The following is a 17933-nucleotide window of genomic DNA, read 5'->3' as shown; positions in this document are numbered from 1 at the left end:
CGCACGCCTGACGCCGAGGACTGCAGATGAGCCCCTCCCCTCGGCGTCCCCTGCGCGGCATCCCCACCTCCCGCGCCTACTGGGAGCTGAAGGCCGAGCAGATGATGAACCGGGTCTTCGACCCGGAGGCCACCATCGATCTCGACGTGGCCTCCCAGGTCGAGCCGCCCCCGGCCCTGCCCCTGGCCCCCCCGGTGCGGCGGCTGCGGGGACGACCGGCCGCCCCGGCCCCGTCGCGGACCGACCGCAACACCCTGCTGCTCACGGCCATGGGCGGGGTCTGCATGGTCAGCGTCGCCAGTTCGGTGCTGTATCTCACCCACTCCAGCCGCATGCAGCAGGCCCTCAGCCAGGAGCGCAGCCTGCTGCTGGTGGAGCGGCTGCGCAGCCTCGGCCCGGCCAACCCCGCCCCGCTCGGAGCCGGCGTCGGCGCCACCCTGGCCGGCGGCCCGTCCGTCCTGCCGCTCGCCAGCGACCAGCTGCCACCGCCGCCGGAAGAACCTTGGATCGAGCAGCTCGCCCAGCTGCCCCAGCCCGAGGGCTCGAGGGCTCCGGTCCTGCGGGTCCCTGTGAGTCCGAAACTGGCCGCCGCCGCGCCTCCCGCCACCGGTGGGGATGGGGGCTACGCCCAACGCAGCGCCGCCCCGGCCGCTGGGCCCGTGCCTGAACTGGTGGGGGTGGTGGGCTCGGCGGGCCGGCCCGCCTCGGCGATCTTCCAGATGGGGGGGAGCTCCACCAGCGTCAGCGTCGGCGAAGCGATCGGATCCAGCGGCTGGCGGCTTCGCTCCGCCGATGGCGACACCGCCATGATCGAACGCGGCGGCGAGGTGCGGCGCATCTCGATCAGCAACGGCTACTGACCTGCCCTCCGGCCCGCCATGAACCAAGCCACCGGCGGCCTGCTGCCGTCCCCCGCGTGCCTGTGGCAGGCCAGGGCCGCCGAGCGCCCGCAGCCACCGGTCGGCGGTGAGCTCAGCGGCCCGTGGACGCTGCTGCTGCTGGGGGACGGCAGCCCGACGCGCCATCTGCAGCTCCTCACCGGCCATCCGGTGGAGGTGGAGCTGATCGCCATGGCCTCCGAACCGGGGGTCTCCGCCGGCGCGCCCGCTGAGGTGGCCGGGCTGGCCGAGCCCCTGCTGCGACGCCAGGTGTGGCTCACCTGCGGGCCCCAGACCCTGGGCTGGGCCGAGAGCTGGTGGAACCAGGCCGAGGCGGAGGCCCATCTGCAGGATCGCCGGCTGCCGATCTGGCGCAGCCTCTCGGCGGGACGGGCGGAGCTGTACCGCGAGGTGGATGGCCTTGGCCAGGTGCAGGAACCCTGGCTGGCGGAGCGTTTCGGCTGCGACGGCCCCTTCTGGAGCCGGCATTACCGCTTCTTTCGCCACGGGCGGGAGCTCACCGTGATCCGGGAGGTGTTCTCCCCGGCGCTGGAGCGGTGGCTGGGACCGGCCCAGGTGGGATCTGTTCGTAAAGACTCATCAATTCAGTAACGCCATGTGGCGGTTTGCTGTTGACGAATTGACGCTCCAGGCTCCCTGGCCAGGATTCGGTCATTCGAAACCGGACCATGGCCACCCGCCACAGCGCCCAGACCCCGCCGGCAGGGGACTGGCTCACCCTCACCGAACTGGGCCGCCGCTACGGCGTCTCCGCCGTCCACACCGGAAAGCTGCTGGTGGCCTCCGGCCTGCGCCGCAGCAGCGGCGAACCGACCGCCGAAGCCCTGGCGGCCGGACTGGCCATGCGGCCCCAGCCGGGCCATCATCACTCCAGCCTCTGGCTGCACCAGGGGTGCGCGCCCTACCTTGAGCGCCTGGGGCTGGTTCCCCAGGCCCAGCGCACCATGGTGAGCCTGTGGGCCGATCTGCTCAGCGCCCTGCAGAACGGCTCCCCGTCGATCAGCATCTCGGCCGAGGAGATGGCCGTTGACGTGCCCCGCGACCTGGTGAAGCCGGTGAACAGGGAACTGCGTCAGCGGGGCTGCAGCTTCCGGGTCAACACGAAACTCAGGACAGCCGCAGGGCCTGGGCCTGCTTGCTCGCCTGCTCGAGCATCTGACGCAGCCGGTCCTCGTCGGTATGGCTGAGGTTGGTGCGCAGCAGCTTGGCGTGGGGCGCATGAACCCGCAGCCTCTCGATCAGCCGGTCGGGGGTGGCGTCGCGCAGCAGCAGGCAGAGGGCCGCGCTGCCGGGGGGGAGGGTTTCTCCCACCTCGCGCATGAAGTTGTCGTTGATGCCCAGATCCGACAGGGAACCTGAAGCGGCCCCCAGGCCGGCGCCGACGGCCGCCCCGAGCAGGGGGTTGAGGAACAGCAGGCCCACGAGCGTGCCCCAGAAGCCGCCGCCGAGGGCGCCGGCCTTGGTGAGGTTGACCGACTGGTGCAGGCGCACCTTGCCGTCCGGTTCGGCCTCGACGACCACCGCGTCCTCGAGGGCGATCAGTTCCTCCTTCTGGATCTCCACCAGCTGACGCCGCACCTGGTCGGCCTCCTCAACGGACGGAAACCCAACCACCACCAGGCTGCTCATGGCCGAGATCCCTTCAGGTACGACGTCAGTCCTAACCCACAACCTGCCGAAATGGAGGTATCGGCGGCTCAGGCACGGCGACGGCTGGAGCGGGGCAGCGGCCGGCCGGAGGCCGCAGGGGTGAAGGCCGCGTCCGGCTCGCCCGAGCCCGGGACGCGCTCGCCGCTGCCGTCGCGCCGGGCCGCCTCGGGGCGTTGCCAGCGGGGCAGGGTGAAGCTGTCGTCATCGGGCCAGTCATCGTCGGCCCCGGCGGCGGGAGCCGAGGCAGAGATGGGAGCGGAGGCCGAGGCGGAACGGGCCTCGGCGACGGGGGGACGGGACGGCGAAGCCGGGCGGACGCGCCGGGACACCGCCTCAAGCATCGGCCGGCGGGACCGGAGGGGAGCTGGTGGCGGCTCCGGGGCCCCTGGGGCGCCGCGGTCGCTCTCCTGCCAGGGTTCCCTCCAGTCGTCGCCGTCGTCGAGCAGCCAGTCGAGGCGGCCTTCCACCCAGCGGCCGAGTTCGTCGATCCGGGGCCGGAGCTGGGGGCGGCGCTCGCCCCCCCGCCCGGCGGGACGGCCACCGGGCCGGGACCCCGCCACCCCCTCGACGAACTGCCGGCCGGCCGTCACCCAGCGATCCACGCGCTGATCGAGGGGATCGCCGCCGCCACGGGGGCGCCGGGCCAGCTCACGCTCGCGTCCATCGCGCTGCAGGAGGTCGCGATCGCGGGATTCGCGTTCTCTGGGGTCGCGATCGCGGGATTCGCGGTCGGGGGGGTCGCGGTCCCAGGGATCCCGCACGCGGCCGTCGCCCTGATCCATCGGATGCATCAGGCCAGTTTAACGGCGCCGACCGGACAACCAGTGCTCCCGCCCCATCCCCACCAGGGCAATGGTGAAGCCGCCCCATTCCAGGGTCCACAGAAATGTCGCCATCGGCCCCAACACCTGCGCCAGAACCTAGGCGGTGTTGGGCTCGAACACCAGCAGGCAGCTCGCATCCCAGCGCCCGCCATGGAGACGCTCGCAGCAGTGGCGGCAGGCCAGGCCCTGGCGGCGGCGCTGGTAGGGCGTGCGGCTGTCGCAGCGCGGGCAGCGGGCGATCCAGCGGCTGGCCGCCACCGGCAGGGGGTAACGATGCCGCAGGCTCACCTGAAAGTCGTCCTGGGCCCGGTTGATCTGCTCCATCCGGGTTCGGAAGCGGGGGCCATGGACCTCCTGCACCGCCAGCACCCGGTCCACCCAGGCGTGGATCATCTCGTGGCACAGGGTGCCCAGGGTGGCCTGCCGCGGCAGCGGCTCCAGCAGAGGGCGGGAGAGGACGATCTCGCACAGGTCACGCCCGTCGGCCAGACGCCCCCGCCGGTAGAGCCCGGCGGTGCGGGTGAGGCGGCCGTCGCTCCAGCGCACATCCACCAGGGGCCGGTTCTCCCGGGTGAGCTGGCCGTCGAAGTGCTCGCGGTTGAGCCGGTGGAACAGGGGCAGCAGCGGTTCCAGGGGCATCGGCCCATTCTGGTGGGGTCGTCCGTCAGACTCTGCAACGCTGCGAACGGATGGGATCACCATGGACTGGGGACTGGCCCGCGACATCGGCACCAAGCTCCTGCTCGCGGGAGCCGGTGGCTTGCTTCTGTACTGGACCATCTCGGCGGTCAGGCTGGTGCTCAGTGCCCGGGGCATCAATCCGCTGATCAAGCAGTTCTTCACCCAGGTGGCCTCCGGCCAGGTGGACGGGGCCTACCTGCTCACCACCCGCAACTACCGCTCCCACGTCAACCGCCAGCAGTTCATCCGCTTCCTGGCCGGGCTGCAGCTCAACAAGTACCGCAACCTCAAGTCCGGCCGGCCCCGGCTGCAGGAGGGCCAGGTGATCCTGACGGTCAAGCTCAAGAGCGACGGCAAGGAGGAACTCCCCCTCGACTTCACCTTCGTGAAGGTGGAGGAGGCCTGGCGGGTGGATCGCATCACCAAGCTGGCGGCCGCCTGAGCCGTGGCCCAAGCCCGGGCGGAGGAACTGCGGCGGCTGCTCCACCGCGCTGCCCACGCCTACTACGTGCTCGATGCTCCGGTGATGGAGGACCCGGTCTATGACCGGCTTTACCGGGAGCTCGTGGCACTGGAGGAGGCCGATCCGGAGCTGATCCGACCCGACAGCCCCACCCGCCGGGTGGGCGGTGCCCCGGCCGAGGCCTTCACCAGCGTGGCCCACCGGATCGGCCTGCTGAGCCTCGACAACGCCTTCTCCCACGACGAGCTCGACGGCTGGTACACCCGGCTGCTGCGGGTGCTCGACCGGGAGGCCCAGGAGGGCGCACCAGCGCCGGCCCTGCCAATGGTGGGCGAACTCAAGATCGACGGCAATGCCCTCGCCCTCAGCTACGAGCAGGGGGTGCTGGTGCGGGCCGCCACCCGGGGGGACGGGGAGCGGGGCGAGGAGATCACCGCCAACGTGCGCACGATCCGCAGCGTGCCCCTGCGCCTCGACCTGGAGCTGCCCCCCGCGTGGGTGGAGGTGCGCGGTGAGGCCTTCATCCCCGAGGGGACCTTCGCGGCCATCAACGCTGAGCGCGCTGAGCGGGGCGAGGCCCCCTTCGCCAATCCGCGCAACGCCTGTGCCGGCACCCTGCGGCAGCTGGATCCAAAGGTGGTGGCGTCCCGCGGCCTGTCGTTCTTCGCCTACACCCTGCACCTGCCCGAGGGCTGGAAAGCCGGCCCTGGAGACCCTGCCGGGCCCCGCAGCCAGTGGCAGGCCCTGGCGTGGCTGAAGGCGGCCGGGTTCCGCGTCAATCCCCACTGCGCCCTCTGCCCCGATCTGGCGGCGGTGAAGGCCTTCTGCGACCGCTGGGAGCAGGAGCGCCGCGGCCTGCCCTACGCCACCGATGGGGTGGTGGTGAAACTCGACGACCTGCGCCTGCAGGAGGAGGCGGGCTTCACCCAGAAGGCGCCCCGCTGGGCGATCGCCCTCAAGTACGCCGCCGAGGAGGCCCCCAGCCGCCTGCTGCGCCTCACCTGCCAGGTGGGCCGCACGGGGGTCGTGACGCCGGTGGCGGAGTTCGAACCGGTGCCCCTGGCCGGCACCACCGTGAGCCGCGCCACCCTCCACAACGCCGATCGCCTGGCGGAGCTGGATCTCTGCGCCGGCGACACGATCGTGGTGCGCAAGGCGGGCGAGATCATCCCCGAGGTGGTGCGGGTGCTGGTCGAGCTTCGCCCGGCGGGGGCCAGGCGGCTGGAGCTGCCCCCCACCTGCCCGGAGTGCGGTTCGGCGCTGGTGCGGGAGGAGGGGGAGGCCGCCACCCGCTGCGTCAACAACGGCTGCCCCGCCATCCTGCGGGGCTCCCTGCGCCACTGGGTGAGCAAGGGGGCCCTCGATGTGGACGGCCTGGGCATCAAGCTGATCGAGCAGCTGGTGGACCGGGGCCTGGTGGCCTCGATCCCCGACCTCTACCGGCTCGATGCCGCCCTGCTGGCCAGCCTGGAGCGCATGGGGGAGACCTCGGCCGCCAAGCTGGTGGCCGCCCTGGAGACGTCGAAGCAACAGCCCTGGCACCGCCAGCTCTATGGCCTCGGCATCCACCACGTGGGGGAGGTGAATGCCAAGGCCCTGGCCCGGGCCTTCCCCAGCGCCGCGGCCCTGGAGGACGCCGCCCTCGCCGACGAAGCAAACGAAGCCGGCGAGGCCAGCGAGCCCGCCGATCGGCTCACGGCAGTCTTCGGCATCGGCCCTGAGATCGCCCAGTCCCTGCGGCAGTGGTTCGCCACGCCGGCCAATCGGTTGTTGCTGGAGCACCTGGGGGCGCTGGGCTTCTCCCTGGCCGCCCCCCCGGAGCCGGATGGCAGCGGCGATGGGGGGGCACCGGCGGGGATGCCCCTGGCGGGGCTCACCTTCGTGCTCACCGGCACCCTCCCCTCCCTGAGTCGCGCCGCGGCCCAGGCCCTGATCGAGGCGGCCGGAGGGAAGGTGAGCGGCTCGGTGAGCCGGAAGACCAGCTACGTGGTGGCCGGCGAGGAAGCCGGCAGCAAGCTCACCAAGGCCCAGTCCCTGGGTGTTGCCGTGCTGGACGAGGACGGCCTGCGGGCGCTGCTGGCGGCGGATCCGGCCTGAGCCTCCCGCGTGGATGACGGCGCCGGGACGGACGGCCAGAGTGACGGGGGTGCCCCTGTCCCCGGTCCATGCGACGACGGCAACTGATCGTGATCGCCGTGGTGGCCGCCCTGGGCTGGAGCGTGGCCCGGGCCCTGCCGCCGGAGGCGGCCCCGACCCTGCAGGGGCTGGCGGCGGCGCGCGGGCTGCGCTGGGGCACCGCCGTCACCAATGACCAGCTGCGGGATCCGGGCCTGCGCCGCCTGGTGAGCGAGCAGAGCGGCCTGATCGTGCCCGAATCGGAACTGAAGTGGGATGGGGTGGAGGCCACGCCCGGGCGCTTCGATTTCAACGCCCCGGACCGGCTGCTGGCCTTCGCCCGTGCACAGGGCCTGGCGATGCGGGGCCACACCCTGGTGTGGCACGAGCAGCTGCCGGCCTGGGTGAAGGCCCTGCCGCCGGCGGAGCTGGATCGGGCCATGGCGACCTACATCGGCACCGTCGTGGGCCACTACCGCGGCCAGCTGCCGTCGTGGGACGTGGTGAACGAGCCGATCGCCGACGACGGCACGGGCCTGCGCCGCAGCCTCTGGCTGGAGCGGCTGGGCCCCGGCTACATCGCCCGGGCGCTGACCCTCGCGCACCGGGCCGATCCGCAGGCGGCCCTGGTGATCAACGAGTACGGGCTGGAGGGCGATGACGCCAAGACGCAACGCAAGCGGCAGGCCTTCCTGACGCTCCTGCGGCAGCTGCGGCAGCGCGGCGTTCCCCTCCATGCCGTGGGCCTGCAGGCCCATCTCTACGCCAACGGCAGCGGACCGACCACCTTCCGCACCCTGCCCGCCTTCCTGCGGGAGCTGGCAGCCCTGGACCTGGACATCCTCGTGACCGAACTGGACGTGAACGACCGGGAACTGCCGGCGGCCATCCCGGAGCGGGACCGGGCCGTGGCGGCGGTGTATGGCGCCTTCCTGGCAGCGGTTTTGCCGGAACCGCGGCTGAAACTGATCACCACCTGGGGATTGAGTGATCGCACCACCTGGCTGAATGCGTTCATGCCCCGGGCAGATGGCCTGCCCCAGCGGCCTCTGCCCTTCGATGACAACAACCGACCGAAAGCGGCCAGCGCAGCCATCCAGGCCGCCCTCAAGCCACCAGGGGCAAAGTCATCAGGATCACCAGCCATTAACAGGTAATCAAAAGGATACTTTCACCCGATAAATCCTGACGCCTATAGAATCAACCACCATTCCATATGCCACCTGGATGTTATCAGCCATCAGCGGTCTTCTCCACCTCGACCCGCTCAGAGCTGGCGATCCACCCCAGGCTCCCGGTCCACCCTTCCTCCCCGAGGCACCGATCGAAGGCCCCGACCCGGAAGAGGACGATGCGATTCCCCGCTCCCGGAGAGCCGATCTCACCATCCTGGTGATTTCGGCCGGTCTGCTGATCACAGCCCTCGCCATCGTGATCAACTTTTTCACCGCACGTTCCCGCGACGCGGTCATCAACGCCACCCCGATCGTCCTGCGCAGTCCCGTCAGTGGCACGCTTGAGAATCTCTCGGTGGGAACGGGCATGGAGGTTCGCGCCGGACAGACCCTGGCCATCGTGGTGAACCCGATGGCACGGCGCGACAGCCTCGCCGCCCTCGAGACCGACCTGCGGACCGCCCGCGCCCGGCTGCAGGATCTGCAGACCCGCAGGGATCTCCGGCAGCAGCTCGTGAACCGTCTGCAGCAGGATGCCCGCCAGCAGCGGACCCTGGAGATCTCCCGCGACCGCAGCGACCGCGACGGTCTTGGGTTCGCCCTGGATCGGGCCCGAAAGGAACTGGCCTTCGCCCGCCGAGAGACCCGGCGGCAGGAGGAGCTCTTCCGGGCCGGCGCCGTGGCTGCGAACGTGGTCGACCGGGCCCGCACCACCGAACTGCAGCGGGATCGCGAGGTGCGGGGGCTTGCCGCCCAGCTGGCGGGTCAGACGGCGATCCTGCAGGCCTCCCGGGACGACCTCACCCTGCGCAACAACCGCAGCAGCTCCGATCCGGTGGTCCGCCTGCAGGAGGCGACCATCGCCCTGGAGAACGCGGAAGGGGATGTGCGCACCCAGAGCCTCCAGGTCAAAGGGTTGGAGGAGCAGCTGAAGGTGGCCCGTCAGGAATGGCAGGAACGCAGCCGGGCGCGGCTCGTGAGCCCCCGTCAGGCGGTGGTCTGGCAGCTCGGGGCGCAGAAGGGAGATTCGGTGGACGCCATGCAGTCGGTGATCCAGCTGATCGACTGCAGCCAGCGCTGGCTGACGACCACGGTGGCGGAGAATGATCTCAATCGGATCCGCCTGGGCAGCAACGCCAGAATCCAGCTGGTGGGCAACCGCGACCGACTGCGTGGTGAAGTGATCGGCATCCGCTCCGGCATCGGCCGGACGCAGCTGGGGGATGAAGCACCCCAGCCGGTGCCCATCAACCTTGCCAGGGAAAGTGAGGTGAAGATCCGCATCCTCAACGATTTTCCTGCACCTCCCGGAGAATTCTGCTACGTGGGTTTCTCGGCGAGAGTCAGCTTCGAATCATGAAAGTCCTGCATTCCTTTTCGGATCCTGCAGGCAATACGAGGATCTCGCCCTGGGTATGGGTGGTATTGCTGATCTCCGCCGGCAGCCTCGTCGCGGCCCTTCTGCTGGCCAATCTGCAGTTCTCCGTTGTGGCCATCGGGCTGCTCAACCCGCTCCATGGGCGGACGCTGCCGGAAGCCTGGCAGGTGCAGGATCCCTGGATCGATGCGGTCCTGCCCCTGTGCCTTGCCGTGGGTCTCTGCCTGGGGGTGAATCTCCTGCCGCGACGTCCGTCCGCCTACCTGGTGGCCTCGCTGGTGCTGGTGCTGTTCGCCGTCCGCTACTTCCTGTGGCGAGCCACCACCATCAACACCGCCCACCCGGTCAGCTTCTTCTTCAGCCTGGTCTTCTTTCTCTGCGAGTCCACGTACCTGCTGACATTCGCCCTCCAGCTCTACCCATCGCTGCTGTTCAGCCCCCAGCAGCGGCGGCGTCAGGCCGATCACCTGATCGACTGGACGATGGAGCATCAGCCCAGCGTGGACATCTGGATCCCGACCTACAACGAGTCCGACCGGATGGTGCGCCGATGCGTTCTTGCCTGCAGCAATATTCAGTACCCGAACAAGAAAATCTACATCCTTGACGATGGCCATCGCCGCAGCATCGCCGACCTGGCGCACGAACTCGGCGTGGGGTATCTGAGCAGGCCTGACAACCTGCACCGAAAGGCAGGCAACCTGAACTACGCACTTGCCCACACCCACGGTGACCTGATTGCCGTGTTCGATTGTGATTTCATCCCCTTCAGCCGGTTCCTGGATCGAACGGTCGGTTTTTTCAAGGACGCCAAGGTCGCCCTCGTACAGACACCGCAGCATTACTTCAATGCCGACTTTCACAATCGCAATCTAGGTCTTGAAATCCTTGTTCCTGACGATATGGATTACTTCTTCCATTACGTTCAGGTGATTCGTGACCGCTTCAATGCGGTGGTCTGCTGCGGCACTTCGTACCTGGCCAGGCGATCGGCACTGGAAGCCATCGGTGGTTACGTCACACACTGCATCATTGAGGACAACCAGACCGGCACCCGACTGCTCACCCGTGGCTGGCGCATGGTGTATCTGGATGAGGTGCTGAGCCTGGGGGAGGTGCCTCGCACCTTCCACGACTATCTCGAGCAGCGGCTGCGCTGGATGCAGGGAAATTTCCAGGTGTTCACATCCCCCCGGGAACTGCCCATCTGGACAAGCCTTGATTTCTGGCAGAAAGTCTTTTACCTCCACCTCTTTCTCAGTGTCTGGACACCCCTGTTCCGCGCTGTATACATTCTGTTTCCCCTGCTGTCGATGCTGATCGGCTTCACGCTGATCGCCGCTCCTGCCATGGAATATCTGGCCTATGGCCTGCCATTCATTCTGCTGCTGTATTTCCTCCCCTCCTGGCAGACAAACGGTCACTATTTTCACTTCTGGAACGAAGTCTACGAGTCCCTGTTCTGCTTTCCCGCCCTCAGGAGGCTCTCCCAGATCCTCCTCCGACCCTTCCGGTCGATGGGAAGTCTCGTCACCAATAAGGATGTCCACCACCCCAGCCAGACCCTGGATCTACGTTTCGCCTGGCCCTTCATCGCCTACCTGTGCGTCTTCGTGGGCGGGCTGGTGATGAACTTCGGCCTGCCATTGCTCGACATCCGCTGGTTCCGGCCAGTGTTCGAGGGGGAGAGCCTGATGATCGGCTGGAACCTCTACAACGCCCTGTTGATGTTCATCTGCCTGCTTGCCTGCATCGACAGACCCATCCGCCGCCAGGCCGACCGATTCCCTCTCGAACTGGTGGCCTGCCTGGAGATGGATGGGAAGCAGTACTGGGGTGTCACCCACGATGTTTCCGAGCAGGGCGCCAGCCTCAGACTCAGCGCCCCTGGCCCGCGGAACGGCGAGCGTAGCGGCGTGCTGCGCGTCCCCCAGTACCAGCTGGAGTTTCCGGTCCGGTTGATGCGGGTCACCCGCGGCCGGCAGCGTCCACTGCTGGGCCTCACCTTCCAGATGCCCGCCCTCCAGACGGAAGCCGCCCTGATCCAGCTGATCTACGGGGAGAATGCCTGGTTCCAGAAACTGAAACGGGTCGGCAGCGTCGACGCCCTGCTCCTGTTCCTCGGCAGCGTCGTGCGGGCCGCGCCGATCCTGCGCCGCTCCTGAATCCCCGGCCGCCCGGCCTCCGGGCGAAGCGGCCGCGCTGCCTCCGATACCGGCCGAATCGACGTTGGCCCCCCAGAATGCTCCCGTGCATGCCGATCCTGTGGCCGTCGCCCTTTCCTTGGACCACGACATCAGCCTCGATCCGCCCGCGCGACCCTCCGGACCACCGCTGGTGGTGCCGGCGGAACCGCTGCCCGAGATCCCCGGGGAGCTGCGCCGCCAGCTGGCCCGCCACCAGCTGCTGTTACCCCTGCTGCGACAGTCGGTGATCGCCACGGCGGTGGCCGCGGTGACCCTGACGGAGGAGGAGCGGCAGAAGGCCCAGCAGGAGTGGGGGGCCAGCCACGGCATCCGCTCCGCCGACGACCTGCGGGCCCACCTGCAGCGCCATGAGCTGTCGGAGGCCGATGTGCTCTGGCAGGCGGAGCTGCCGGCCAGGATCGAGCGCCACTGCCAGGAGCATTTCCTGCACCGGGCCGAGCAGCGTTATCTGTCGCGCAAGAACCAGCTCGACCAGGTGATCTACAGCCTGCTCCGGGTGGAGGACGGGGCCCTGGCCCGGGAGCTCTACCTGCGCATCGCCGAGGGGGAAGCCGATTTCGCCGAACTGGCGGCCACCTACGCCAAGGGGCCCGAGCGCTCCACTCGGGGGGTGGTGGGTCCGGTGCCGCTGCTGCAGGCCCATCCCTCCCTGGCCGAACTGCTGCGCACCAGCCGCCCGGGCCAGCTGCACCCACCCTTGCGCATCGACCGCTGGTGGCTGGTGGTGCGGCTGGAGACGCTGCGCTCCGCCAGCTTCGACGACACCATGCAGAGGCGGATGGCGCGGGAGCTGTTCGACGAGTGGGTGGATCAGGAGGTGGCCCTGCAGCTGTGTCCGGGGCAGGGGCGATGACCTCCACCGTCCCGGGCCGCACCGACTGGCTCACCCTCCCCCCCTTCGACGGCCTCTCCGCCGCCGGCCGGGAGCGCCTGCTGGCGGAGGCCCGGCCGTGCCGTTTCCGCGTCGGCGAGGAGCTGAGCAACGCCGGCAGCATCGGCGACCGGGTGCTGGTGATCCTCGAGGGGGAGGCCCGCCTGCTGGCGGAACGGGACGGCCGGCCCTTCACCCTGGAGCGGCTCGGACCCGGCGCTGTCGTGGGTCTGGTGTCGCTGCTGCGGGCGGAAGGCATCGAGCCGGTGAGTGCCGCCTCCGACCTGCTGGCGACGGCGATCCCCGATTCGGTGATCCTCGAGCTGCTTCTGGCCGAAGACGGCCTGCGCCGGTGGTGTGGCCACCACCTCTGGACGGCAGAGCTGCATCAGCTGCTGCTGCAGCGGGAGGGGGCCGCGGCGGGCCGCTTCGATCCAGCCCTGTGGCGGGAGAAGCTCGAACGCCTGCGCCCGCTGGCACGGGCGGTGGCGCCGGCCGCCGACGGGGCCATCGCCCTGTCCGAGGGGGAGGAACTGGTGCTGGCCAGCGCCAATGTTCCCGGCCTGGCGATCGGCTCGCTGCTCAACCCGGCGGAGCCCCTGCCCCAGCCCCGTCCCCCCCTGCCGCTGCGCCTGGTGGCCCTCGCCGAGCCGGCCCCCGCCTCCGGAGACCGGGCCGCCGACACCGCCTCCAGCGGCGCCACCGGTGCCATCGCGGGCGCTGCCGGCCCGCTGGCGTCCGAAGCCGGCCCGGCCGGCAGCCTCCAGATCAGCAGCCTCGATCTGGGCCAGGACCGCAGTGACCGGGGCCTCACCCTGGTGCGGGGCAATGGTCCGCTGGAGGAGACGCTGGCCTGCTTCCAGATGCTGGGCAAGCTGCTGGAACTGCCCTACCGCCGCGATGCGGTGGACAAGATCCTGCGCGACAAGATGCGCCGCGGCCAGCCTCCGGATCTGCAGCTCTGCGGCCAGATCGCCGCCATGCTCGGCCTGCTGGTCACCGGCGCCAAGGTTCCCACGGCCTCCGCCACCCGGCTGATCACCCCCTGCCTGGTGCCGTGGAAGGAGGGCTTCGCCATCGCCACCGCCAGCAACGCCGCCGGCCTGCGGCTGGCCTCGCCGGCGGAGGGCTGGGTGCAGCTGAGCCCCGCCCAGATCGCCGAGCAGTACCCGGAGGGGCTGGAGCTGCTGCTGCTGGAGCGCAGCATCGACACCCCGGAGCAGACTTTCGGTCCGGGCTGGTTCTGGCCGGCCCTGAAGCGCTACCGGGGCATGTTGCTCCAGGTGCTGCTGGCCTCCTTCGTGGTCCAGCTGTTCAGCCTGGCCAACCCCCTGCTGATCCAGGTGATCATCGACAAGGTGATCTCCCAGCGCAGCCTCGACACGCTGCAGATCCTGGGCATGGCCCTTGTGGTGGTCACCCTGATGGAGGGGGTGATCGGCTCGCTGCGCACCTTCCTGTTCACCGACACCACCAACCGCATCGACCTGCGCCTCGGTGCCGAGGTGATCGACCACCTGCTGCGGCTGCCCCTCGGCTACTTCGACAAGCGCCCTGTCGGCGAGCTGGGCACCCGCATCGCCGAGCTGGAGAAGATCCGCAACTTCCTCACGGGCCAGGCCCTGATCACGCTGCTGGATGCCGCCTTCTCGGTGATCTACATCATCGTGATGGCGATCTACAGCTGGCTGCTGACCCTGATCGCCCTGGCGGTGCTGCCGATCCAGGTGGGGCTCACCCTGCTGGGGGCCCCCCTGTTCCGGCGCCAGTACCGCCAGGCGGCCGAGGAGAACGCCCGCACCCAGAGCCACCTGGTGGAGGTGCTCACCGGCATCCAGACGGTGAAGGCCCAGAACGTGGAGATGGTGAGCCGCTGGAAATGGCAGGAGCTCTACGCCAAATACATCTCCCGCACCTTCGAGAAGACGATCACCGGCACCTTCCTCAACGAGACCAGCTCGGTGCTCCAGAAGCTCTCCCAGCTGCTGGTGCTCTGGGTGGGGGCCACCCTGGTGCTCAAGGGGGAGCTGACCCTGGGCCAGCTGATCGCCTTCCGGATCATCAGCGGCTACGTCACCCAGCCCCTGCTGCGGCTCTCCTCCATCTGGCAGAACATCCAGGAGCTGCGGGTCTCGTTCGAGCGCCTGGCCGACGTGGTCGACACCCCGGAGGAATCGAGCGAAGCCGACCGCGGCCACATCCCATTGCCGCCGGTGAAGGGCGATGTGGTGTTCGAGAACCTCAGCTTCCGCTTCAACCCCGGCGGTCCGGAGGTGCTCAGCAACGTCAGCCTGCACGTTCCGCCCGGCACCTTCACCGGGATCGTGGGCCAGAGCGGCAGCGGCAAGAGCACCCTGATGAAGCTGCTGCCGCGGCTCTATGCCCCCACGAAGGGCCGCATCCTCGTGGACGGCTACGACATCGACAAGGTGGAGCTGTATTCCCTGCGTCGCCAGGTGGGCATCGTGCCCCAGGATCCCCTGCTCTTCTCCGGCACCATCAGCGAGAACATCGCCCTCACCAACCCGGAGGCCCCCAGCGACGCCATCGTCGAGGCCGCCCGCATCGCCGGCGCCCATGACTTCATCATGGAGCTCTCCGCCGGCTACAGCACCCAGCTGGGGGAGCGGGGCGCCTCCCTCTCCGGCGGCCAGCGCCAGCGCATCGCCATCGCCCGCACCCTGCTGAGCCAGCCCCAGCTGCTGGTGATGGACGAGGCCACCAGCGCCCTCGACTACGACACCGAGCGCCAGGTGTGCGACAACCTGCGCGAGGCGATGAGCCAGAGCACCGTGTTCTTCATCACCCACCGCCTGTCCACCATCCGCCGCGCCGACCTGATCGTGATGATGCACCAGGGCGCCATCGTCGAGACCGGCACCCATGAGGAACTGATGGCCCTGAAGGGACGCTATTTCGCGCTGTATCGCCAGCAGGAGGCGGGCTGATGGCACGTCCCCCCCTGCCCACCCCGGCCGGCCTCCTGCGCCGCGCCCAGAACGGCCTCGAGCGCAGCATCCACACCGACAGCGACGACGTGGTGCTGCAGCAGTCCCGCTTCTGGGCCCGCTCGATCACCTGGACCCTGATGGGGGTCACCCTGTTCGGCCTCGGCTGGCTGGCGTTCGCCCAGACCGAGGAGATCGTCACCGCCCCGGGCAAGCTCGAACCCCTGGGGGTGGTCAAGGACATCCAGATGCCGGTCGGCGGCGTGGTGGACGAGGTGATGGTGAAGGAGGGCGAGCGGGTGGAGAAGGGCCAGGTGCTGCTGCGTCTCGACACCGAGGCCACCCTCGACCGCCGCCGCAGCCTTCTGCAGACGATCCGGTACAAAGAGCAGCAGCTGCGGCTCAAGCAGGTGGAGCTCGACCGCTACCTGCAGTTCAACGACACCGAGCAGCGGGTGCTGCGCCAGAGCCTGATCCTGGAGAAGGACGTCCTCGGCCGCCTCGAGACCCTCAACAAGGAGGGCGCCACCGCCGAACTCCAGTACCTCTCCCAGCGCAACAAGGTGCAGGAGGTGCAGGGCAAGCTGGAGGAAACCCGGGTCGACCGGCTGCGCCAGCAGGCGATCCTGCAGCAGGGCGTCCGCGAGATCCAGAGCGAGCTGGCCGATCTGCGCAGCAAGCTCACCGAGCTCAACGTCAACATCCGCTACCAGGCGATCACGGCCCCCGAGGCGGGGGTGGTGTTCGAGCTCAAGCCCCGCTCCCGTGGCTTCGTCGCCCAGACCAGCGAACCGGTGATGAAGGTGGTGCCCTTCGACAAGCTGGAGGCGCGGGTGGAGGTGCCCAGCCGGGAGATCGGTTTCGTCTCGGTGGGCAAGGCCGCCGACATCAGTATCGATTCGTTCCCGGCCACCGATTTCGGCGTGCTGCAGGGCACCGTGCGGCGGATCGGCTCCGATGCCCTGCCGCCGGATCAGATGAACAACTTCTACCGCTTTCCGGTGGACATCCGGCTCAATTCCCAGCAGCTGAAGCTCAAGAGCGGCAAGGTGCTGCCGCTGCAGGTGGGCATGTCCCTCACCGCCAACGTCAAGCTGCGCAAGGTGACCTACCTGCAGTTGCTGCTCAGCGACTTCAAGGACAAGGCGGACGCTCTGCGGCAGATCTGAGCCGCTCCATGGCCACGTAGTGGTCCGGGATGATGCGCGGCCGCAACCCCACCAGGGGCTCCAGCCACGGCAGCAGCAGGCCGTCGAGGCCCCGGTTCACCAGAGCGCCAGCCACCCGGAAGGCCCGCCGCCAGCGGGCCGAAGGGGCGATCAGATGCAGGGCCCGGGCGTGCACGGGGCCGTCGATGCAGACCAGCCAGGCCGGATCCATCCCCGCCCGCCCCATGGCCACTTCGAAGCTGCGGCGGCTGTGGAAGCTGATGTGCTGGCCGTTGCCGAAGGCGTAATACCACCAGTCCGGCCCGGGGATCTCCCCCACCGGGCGCATCAGGGTGGAGAAGACGAACAGGGGTGTGGCCCCCACCTCACGGCGCAGGAATTCGGGGGTGCAGGGCACATGCTCGATCACCTCAAAGGCGGTCTTGCAGCCGATCGCCCCATCGCCGGGGGGGCCGCAGAAGGGGCGGATCAGCTCCATGGCCGCATAGGCGTCGGTGCCGTGGAAATCGAAGCCGTGGTCGCGCAGCAGCCGCGGCAGCATGCCCAGGCCGGTACCCAGGTCGCAACCCGGCTCGCTGGCACCGAAGCGGCCCAGCCGGCCGATCACCAGCAGCAGCCGCAGCAGACGCGAGGCGTGCAGGTTGCGGTCGACATAGCCCGTGTCGCCGTAGAAGGACTCCTCATAGGCCACATCCAGCCAGGTGGGATCGGCCAGGAAGAGGAAGTCGCAGCTGGTGCAGTGGGCGAGGTCAGCCGCCACCCGGGCCTTGCTCACCCGCACCCGCCGCACCGGGGTGAGGCGTTCGCCGCCGCAGTTAGGGCAGGCGCCGGTGGTGGGGCGTGGGGGAGTCTCGGCCGTCACCATCGCTGGCCTGCATCGCAACGTGGGAGGCTACCCCGCGTTCCTCCAGGGCCAGACGCACCTGGCGGCCCACCAGCAGCACCGCCGCCAGGGTGGCCGCCACCCCCACCAGCCGCAGGGCCCAGGTGACCCCATCGGCCGGGCCGGCCAGCAGCGCCGAAAAGCGGCGCGGATCCCCGGCCGCCGCCCCCAGGGCGCAGAACAGCACGGTGCCGGGGAGGATGCCGATCAGGCCGATCGCGTAGTCCCGCTGGCTCACCTCGCTGAGGCCGTAGGCCAGGTTCAGCAGGCTGAAGGGAAAGGCCGGCGACAGGCGGGTGAGCAGCACCAGCACCAGACCCTGGCGGCACACCGCCCGCTCCACCGCCTGCAGCCGCGGCGCTCCGGCCAGACGGCGGCGGGCCCAGCCCCGCCAGCGGCTGCGGCCCAACAGGAACACCGCCTGGGCCCCCAGGCAGGCCCCGGCGAACACCAGCACGCTGCCCCCCACGGGGCCGTAGAGCACCCCGGCCAGCATCGAGGCCCAGACCCCCGGCAGCAGCAGGGTGACCCAGAGCGCGTACAGGGGCACGAAGGCCACGGCCCCCATCGGGGATCGGAGCCAGGGCAGCAGGTGATCCGACAGCCAGAGCGGGTCCATCAGGTCACCGTATCGACCCTGCCTACGCTTGGGTCTGCTGACTGTGTCGCC

General features: G+C 69.5%; 17 protein-coding genes. 11 read left to right on the top strand and 6 right to left on the bottom strand.

The window, feature by feature from the left end; genetic code table 11:
- Positions 1 to 26: 26 nt before the first annotated feature.
- From CYAGR_RS12675 to CYAGR_RS12665, 3 genes are all read left to right on the top strand, one after another.
- On the top strand, positions 27 to 860 hold the full coding sequence (locus CYAGR_RS12675) for a hypothetical protein (RefSeq protein ID WP_015110229.1): 834 nt from the start codon (positions 27 to 29) through the stop codon (positions 858 to 860).
- An 18-nt stretch (positions 861 to 878) separates the two neighbouring features.
- A complete protein-coding gene (locus CYAGR_RS12670; protein ID WP_015110228.1) occupies positions 879 to 1490 on the top strand; it encodes a chorismate lyase in 612 nt (203 codons plus the stop codon).
- Positions 1491 to 1567: 77 nt separating this feature from the next.
- Complete coding sequence (locus CYAGR_RS12665; protein ID WP_015110227.1) at positions 1568 to 2086, top strand: hypothetical protein; 519 nt, start codon at positions 1568 to 1570, stop codon at positions 2084 to 2086.
- Here the strand turns inward: CYAGR_RS12665 and CYAGR_RS12660 are convergent.
- The 3 genes from CYAGR_RS12660 to CYAGR_RS12650 form a co-directional block, all read right to left on the bottom strand.
- Positions 2007 to 2528: a DUF1269 domain-containing protein gene (locus tag CYAGR_RS12660; protein ID WP_015110226.1), complete on the bottom strand. Its 522-nt coding sequence runs from the start codon at positions 2526 to 2528 to the stop codon at positions 2007 to 2009. The two genes, CYAGR_RS12665 and CYAGR_RS12660, sit on opposite strands and share 80 nt — an antisense overlap.
- Before the next feature lie 68 nt (positions 2529 to 2596).
- A complete protein-coding gene (locus CYAGR_RS12655) occupies positions 2597 to 3331 on the bottom strand; it encodes a hypothetical protein (protein WP_051017141.1) in 735 nt (244 codons plus the stop codon).
- Between the two features lie 138 nt (positions 3332 to 3469).
- Positions 3470 to 4012: a SprT family zinc-dependent metalloprotease gene (locus tag CYAGR_RS12650; protein ID WP_015110223.1), complete on the bottom strand. Its 543-nt coding sequence runs from the start codon at positions 4010 to 4012 to the stop codon at positions 3470 to 3472.
- Positions 4013 to 4073: 61 nt separating this feature from the next.
- Between CYAGR_RS12650 and CYAGR_RS12645 the strand changes: the two genes are divergently transcribed.
- From CYAGR_RS12645 to CYAGR_RS12630, 4 genes are all read left to right on the top strand, one after another.
- Positions 4074 to 4496 carry a hypothetical protein gene (locus tag CYAGR_RS12645; RefSeq protein ID WP_015110222.1) on the top strand — a complete coding sequence of 141 codons (423 nt, stop codon included), beginning with the start codon at positions 4074 to 4076 and terminating at the stop codon, positions 4494 to 4496.
- Positions 4497 to 4499: 3 nt separating this feature from the next.
- Positions 4500 to 6614 carry an NAD-dependent DNA ligase LigA gene (ligA, locus tag CYAGR_RS12640; protein ID WP_015110221.1) on the top strand — a complete coding sequence of 705 codons (2115 nt, stop codon included), beginning with the start codon at positions 4500 to 4502 and terminating at the stop codon, positions 6612 to 6614.
- Between the two features lie 68 nt (positions 6615 to 6682).
- Complete coding sequence (locus CYAGR_RS12635; protein ID WP_015110220.1) at positions 6683 to 7789, top strand: endo-1,4-beta-xylanase; 1107 nt, start codon at positions 6683 to 6685, stop codon at positions 7787 to 7789.
- A gap of 70 nt (positions 7790 to 7859) precedes the next feature.
- The gene (locus tag CYAGR_RS12630; protein WP_015110219.1) at positions 7860 to 9167 is read left to right on the top strand and encodes an HlyD family secretion protein; all 1308 of its coding nucleotides are present in this window, start codon (positions 7860 to 7862) and stop codon (positions 9165 to 9167) included.
- On the opposite strand, the gene CYAGR_RS19285 is transcribed toward CYAGR_RS12630, so the two are convergent.
- Positions 9128 to 9652, bottom strand: a complete 525-nt coding sequence (locus tag CYAGR_RS19285; RefSeq protein ID WP_245552521.1) for a hypothetical protein — start codon at positions 9650 to 9652, stop codon at positions 9128 to 9130. The two genes, CYAGR_RS12630 and CYAGR_RS19285, sit on opposite strands and share 40 nt — an antisense overlap.
- A gap of 15 nt (positions 9653 to 9667) precedes the next feature.
- Here CYAGR_RS19285 and CYAGR_RS12625 point away from each other — a divergent pair, with 15 nt between their 5' ends.
- From CYAGR_RS12625 to CYAGR_RS12610, 4 genes are all read left to right on the top strand, one after another.
- Positions 9668 to 11350 carry a glycosyltransferase gene (locus tag CYAGR_RS12625; RefSeq protein WP_245552520.1) on the top strand — a complete coding sequence of 561 codons (1683 nt, stop codon included), beginning with the start codon at positions 9668 to 9670 and terminating at the stop codon, positions 11348 to 11350.
- Positions 11351 to 11435: 85 nt separating this feature from the next.
- Complete coding sequence (locus tag CYAGR_RS12620) at positions 11436 to 12245, top strand: peptidylprolyl isomerase (RefSeq protein ID WP_245552519.1); 810 nt, start codon at positions 11436 to 11438, stop codon at positions 12243 to 12245.
- The gene (locus CYAGR_RS12615) at positions 12242 to 15211 is read left to right on the top strand and encodes an ABC transporter transmembrane domain-containing protein (RefSeq protein ID WP_015110216.1); all 2970 of its coding nucleotides are present in this window, start codon (positions 12242 to 12244) and stop codon (positions 15209 to 15211) included. The genes CYAGR_RS12620 and CYAGR_RS12615 overlap by 4 nt, the downstream gene beginning before the upstream one ends.
- Positions 15211 to 16380 carry an HlyD family secretion protein gene (locus CYAGR_RS12610; RefSeq protein WP_015110215.1) on the top strand — a complete coding sequence of 390 codons (1170 nt, stop codon included), beginning with the start codon at positions 15211 to 15213 and terminating at the stop codon, positions 16378 to 16380. Before CYAGR_RS12615 ends, CYAGR_RS12610 begins: the two co-directional genes overlap by 1 nt.
- On the opposite strand, the gene CYAGR_RS12605 is transcribed toward CYAGR_RS12610, so the two are convergent.
- Positions 16346 to 17245 (bottom strand): class I SAM-dependent methyltransferase, encoded by a 900-nt coding sequence (locus tag CYAGR_RS12605; RefSeq protein WP_015110214.1) that lies wholly within the window; start codon positions 17243 to 17245, stop codon positions 16346 to 16348. The genes CYAGR_RS12610 and CYAGR_RS12605 overlap by 35 nt on opposite strands.
- Positions 17196 to 17882: a TVP38/TMEM64 family protein gene (locus CYAGR_RS12600; protein ID WP_015110213.1), complete on the bottom strand. Its 687-nt coding sequence runs from the start codon at positions 17880 to 17882 to the stop codon at positions 17196 to 17198. The genes CYAGR_RS12605 and CYAGR_RS12600 overlap by 50 nt, the downstream gene beginning before the upstream one ends.
- Between the last annotated feature and the right edge of the window lie 51 nt (positions 17883 to 17933).

This window comes from Cyanobium gracile PCC 6307, from assembly GCF_000316515.1.
Lineage (GTDB): Bacteria > Cyanobacteriota > Cyanobacteriia > PCC-6307 > Cyanobiaceae > Cyanobium > Cyanobium gracile.
Note: the sequence above shows the minus strand (reverse complement) of the source record. Positions and strands in the feature narration are given on the sequence as shown.

What these genes read in the sequence shown, in the direction of transcription:
- CYAGR_RS12675 (WP_015110229.1), top strand. Translation starts at nt 27, where the DNA reads ATGAGCCCCTCCCCTCGGCGTCCCCTGCGCGGCATCCCCACCTCCCGC.
- CYAGR_RS12670 (WP_015110228.1), top strand. Translation starts at nt 879, where the DNA reads ATGAACCAAGCCACCGGCGGCCTGCTGCCGTCCCCCGCGTGCCTGTGG.
- CYAGR_RS12665 (WP_015110227.1), top strand. Translation starts at nt 1,568, where the DNA reads ATGGCCACCCGCCACAGCGCCCAGACCCCGCCGGCAGGGGACTGGCTC.
- CYAGR_RS12660 (WP_015110226.1), bottom strand. Translation starts at nt 2,528, where the DNA reads ATGAGCAGCCTGGTGGTGGTTGGGTTTCCGTCCGTTGAGGAGGCCGAC.
- CYAGR_RS12655 (WP_051017141.1), bottom strand. Translation starts at nt 3,331, where the DNA reads ATGGATCAGGGCGACGGCCGCGTGCGGGATCCCTGGGACCGCGACCCC.
- CYAGR_RS12650 (WP_015110223.1), bottom strand. Translation starts at nt 4,012, where the DNA reads ATGCCCCTGGAACCGCTGCTGCCCCTGTTCCACCGGCTCAACCGCGAG.
- CYAGR_RS12645 (WP_015110222.1), top strand. Translation starts at nt 4,074, where the DNA reads ATGGACTGGGGACTGGCCCGCGACATCGGCACCAAGCTCCTGCTCGCG.
- CYAGR_RS12635 (WP_015110220.1), top strand. Translation starts at nt 6,683, where the DNA reads ATGCGACGACGGCAACTGATCGTGATCGCCGTGGTGGCCGCCCTGGGC.
- CYAGR_RS12630 (WP_015110219.1), top strand. Translation starts at nt 7,860, where the DNA reads ATGTTATCAGCCATCAGCGGTCTTCTCCACCTCGACCCGCTCAGAGCT.
- CYAGR_RS12625 (WP_245552520.1), top strand. Translation starts at nt 9,668, where the DNA reads ATGGAGCATCAGCCCAGCGTGGACATCTGGATCCCGACCTACAACGAG.
- CYAGR_RS12615 (WP_015110216.1), top strand. Translation starts at nt 12,242, where the DNA reads ATGACCTCCACCGTCCCGGGCCGCACCGACTGGCTCACCCTCCCCCCC.
- CYAGR_RS12610 (WP_015110215.1), top strand. Translation starts at nt 15,211, where the DNA reads ATGGCACGTCCCCCCCTGCCCACCCCGGCCGGCCTCCTGCGCCGCGCC.
- CYAGR_RS12605 (WP_015110214.1), bottom strand. Translation starts at nt 17,245, where the DNA reads ATGGTGACGGCCGAGACTCCCCCACGCCCCACCACCGGCGCCTGCCCT.
- CYAGR_RS12600 (WP_015110213.1), bottom strand. Translation starts at nt 17,882, where the DNA reads ATGGACCCGCTCTGGCTGTCGGATCACCTGCTGCCCTGGCTCCGATCC.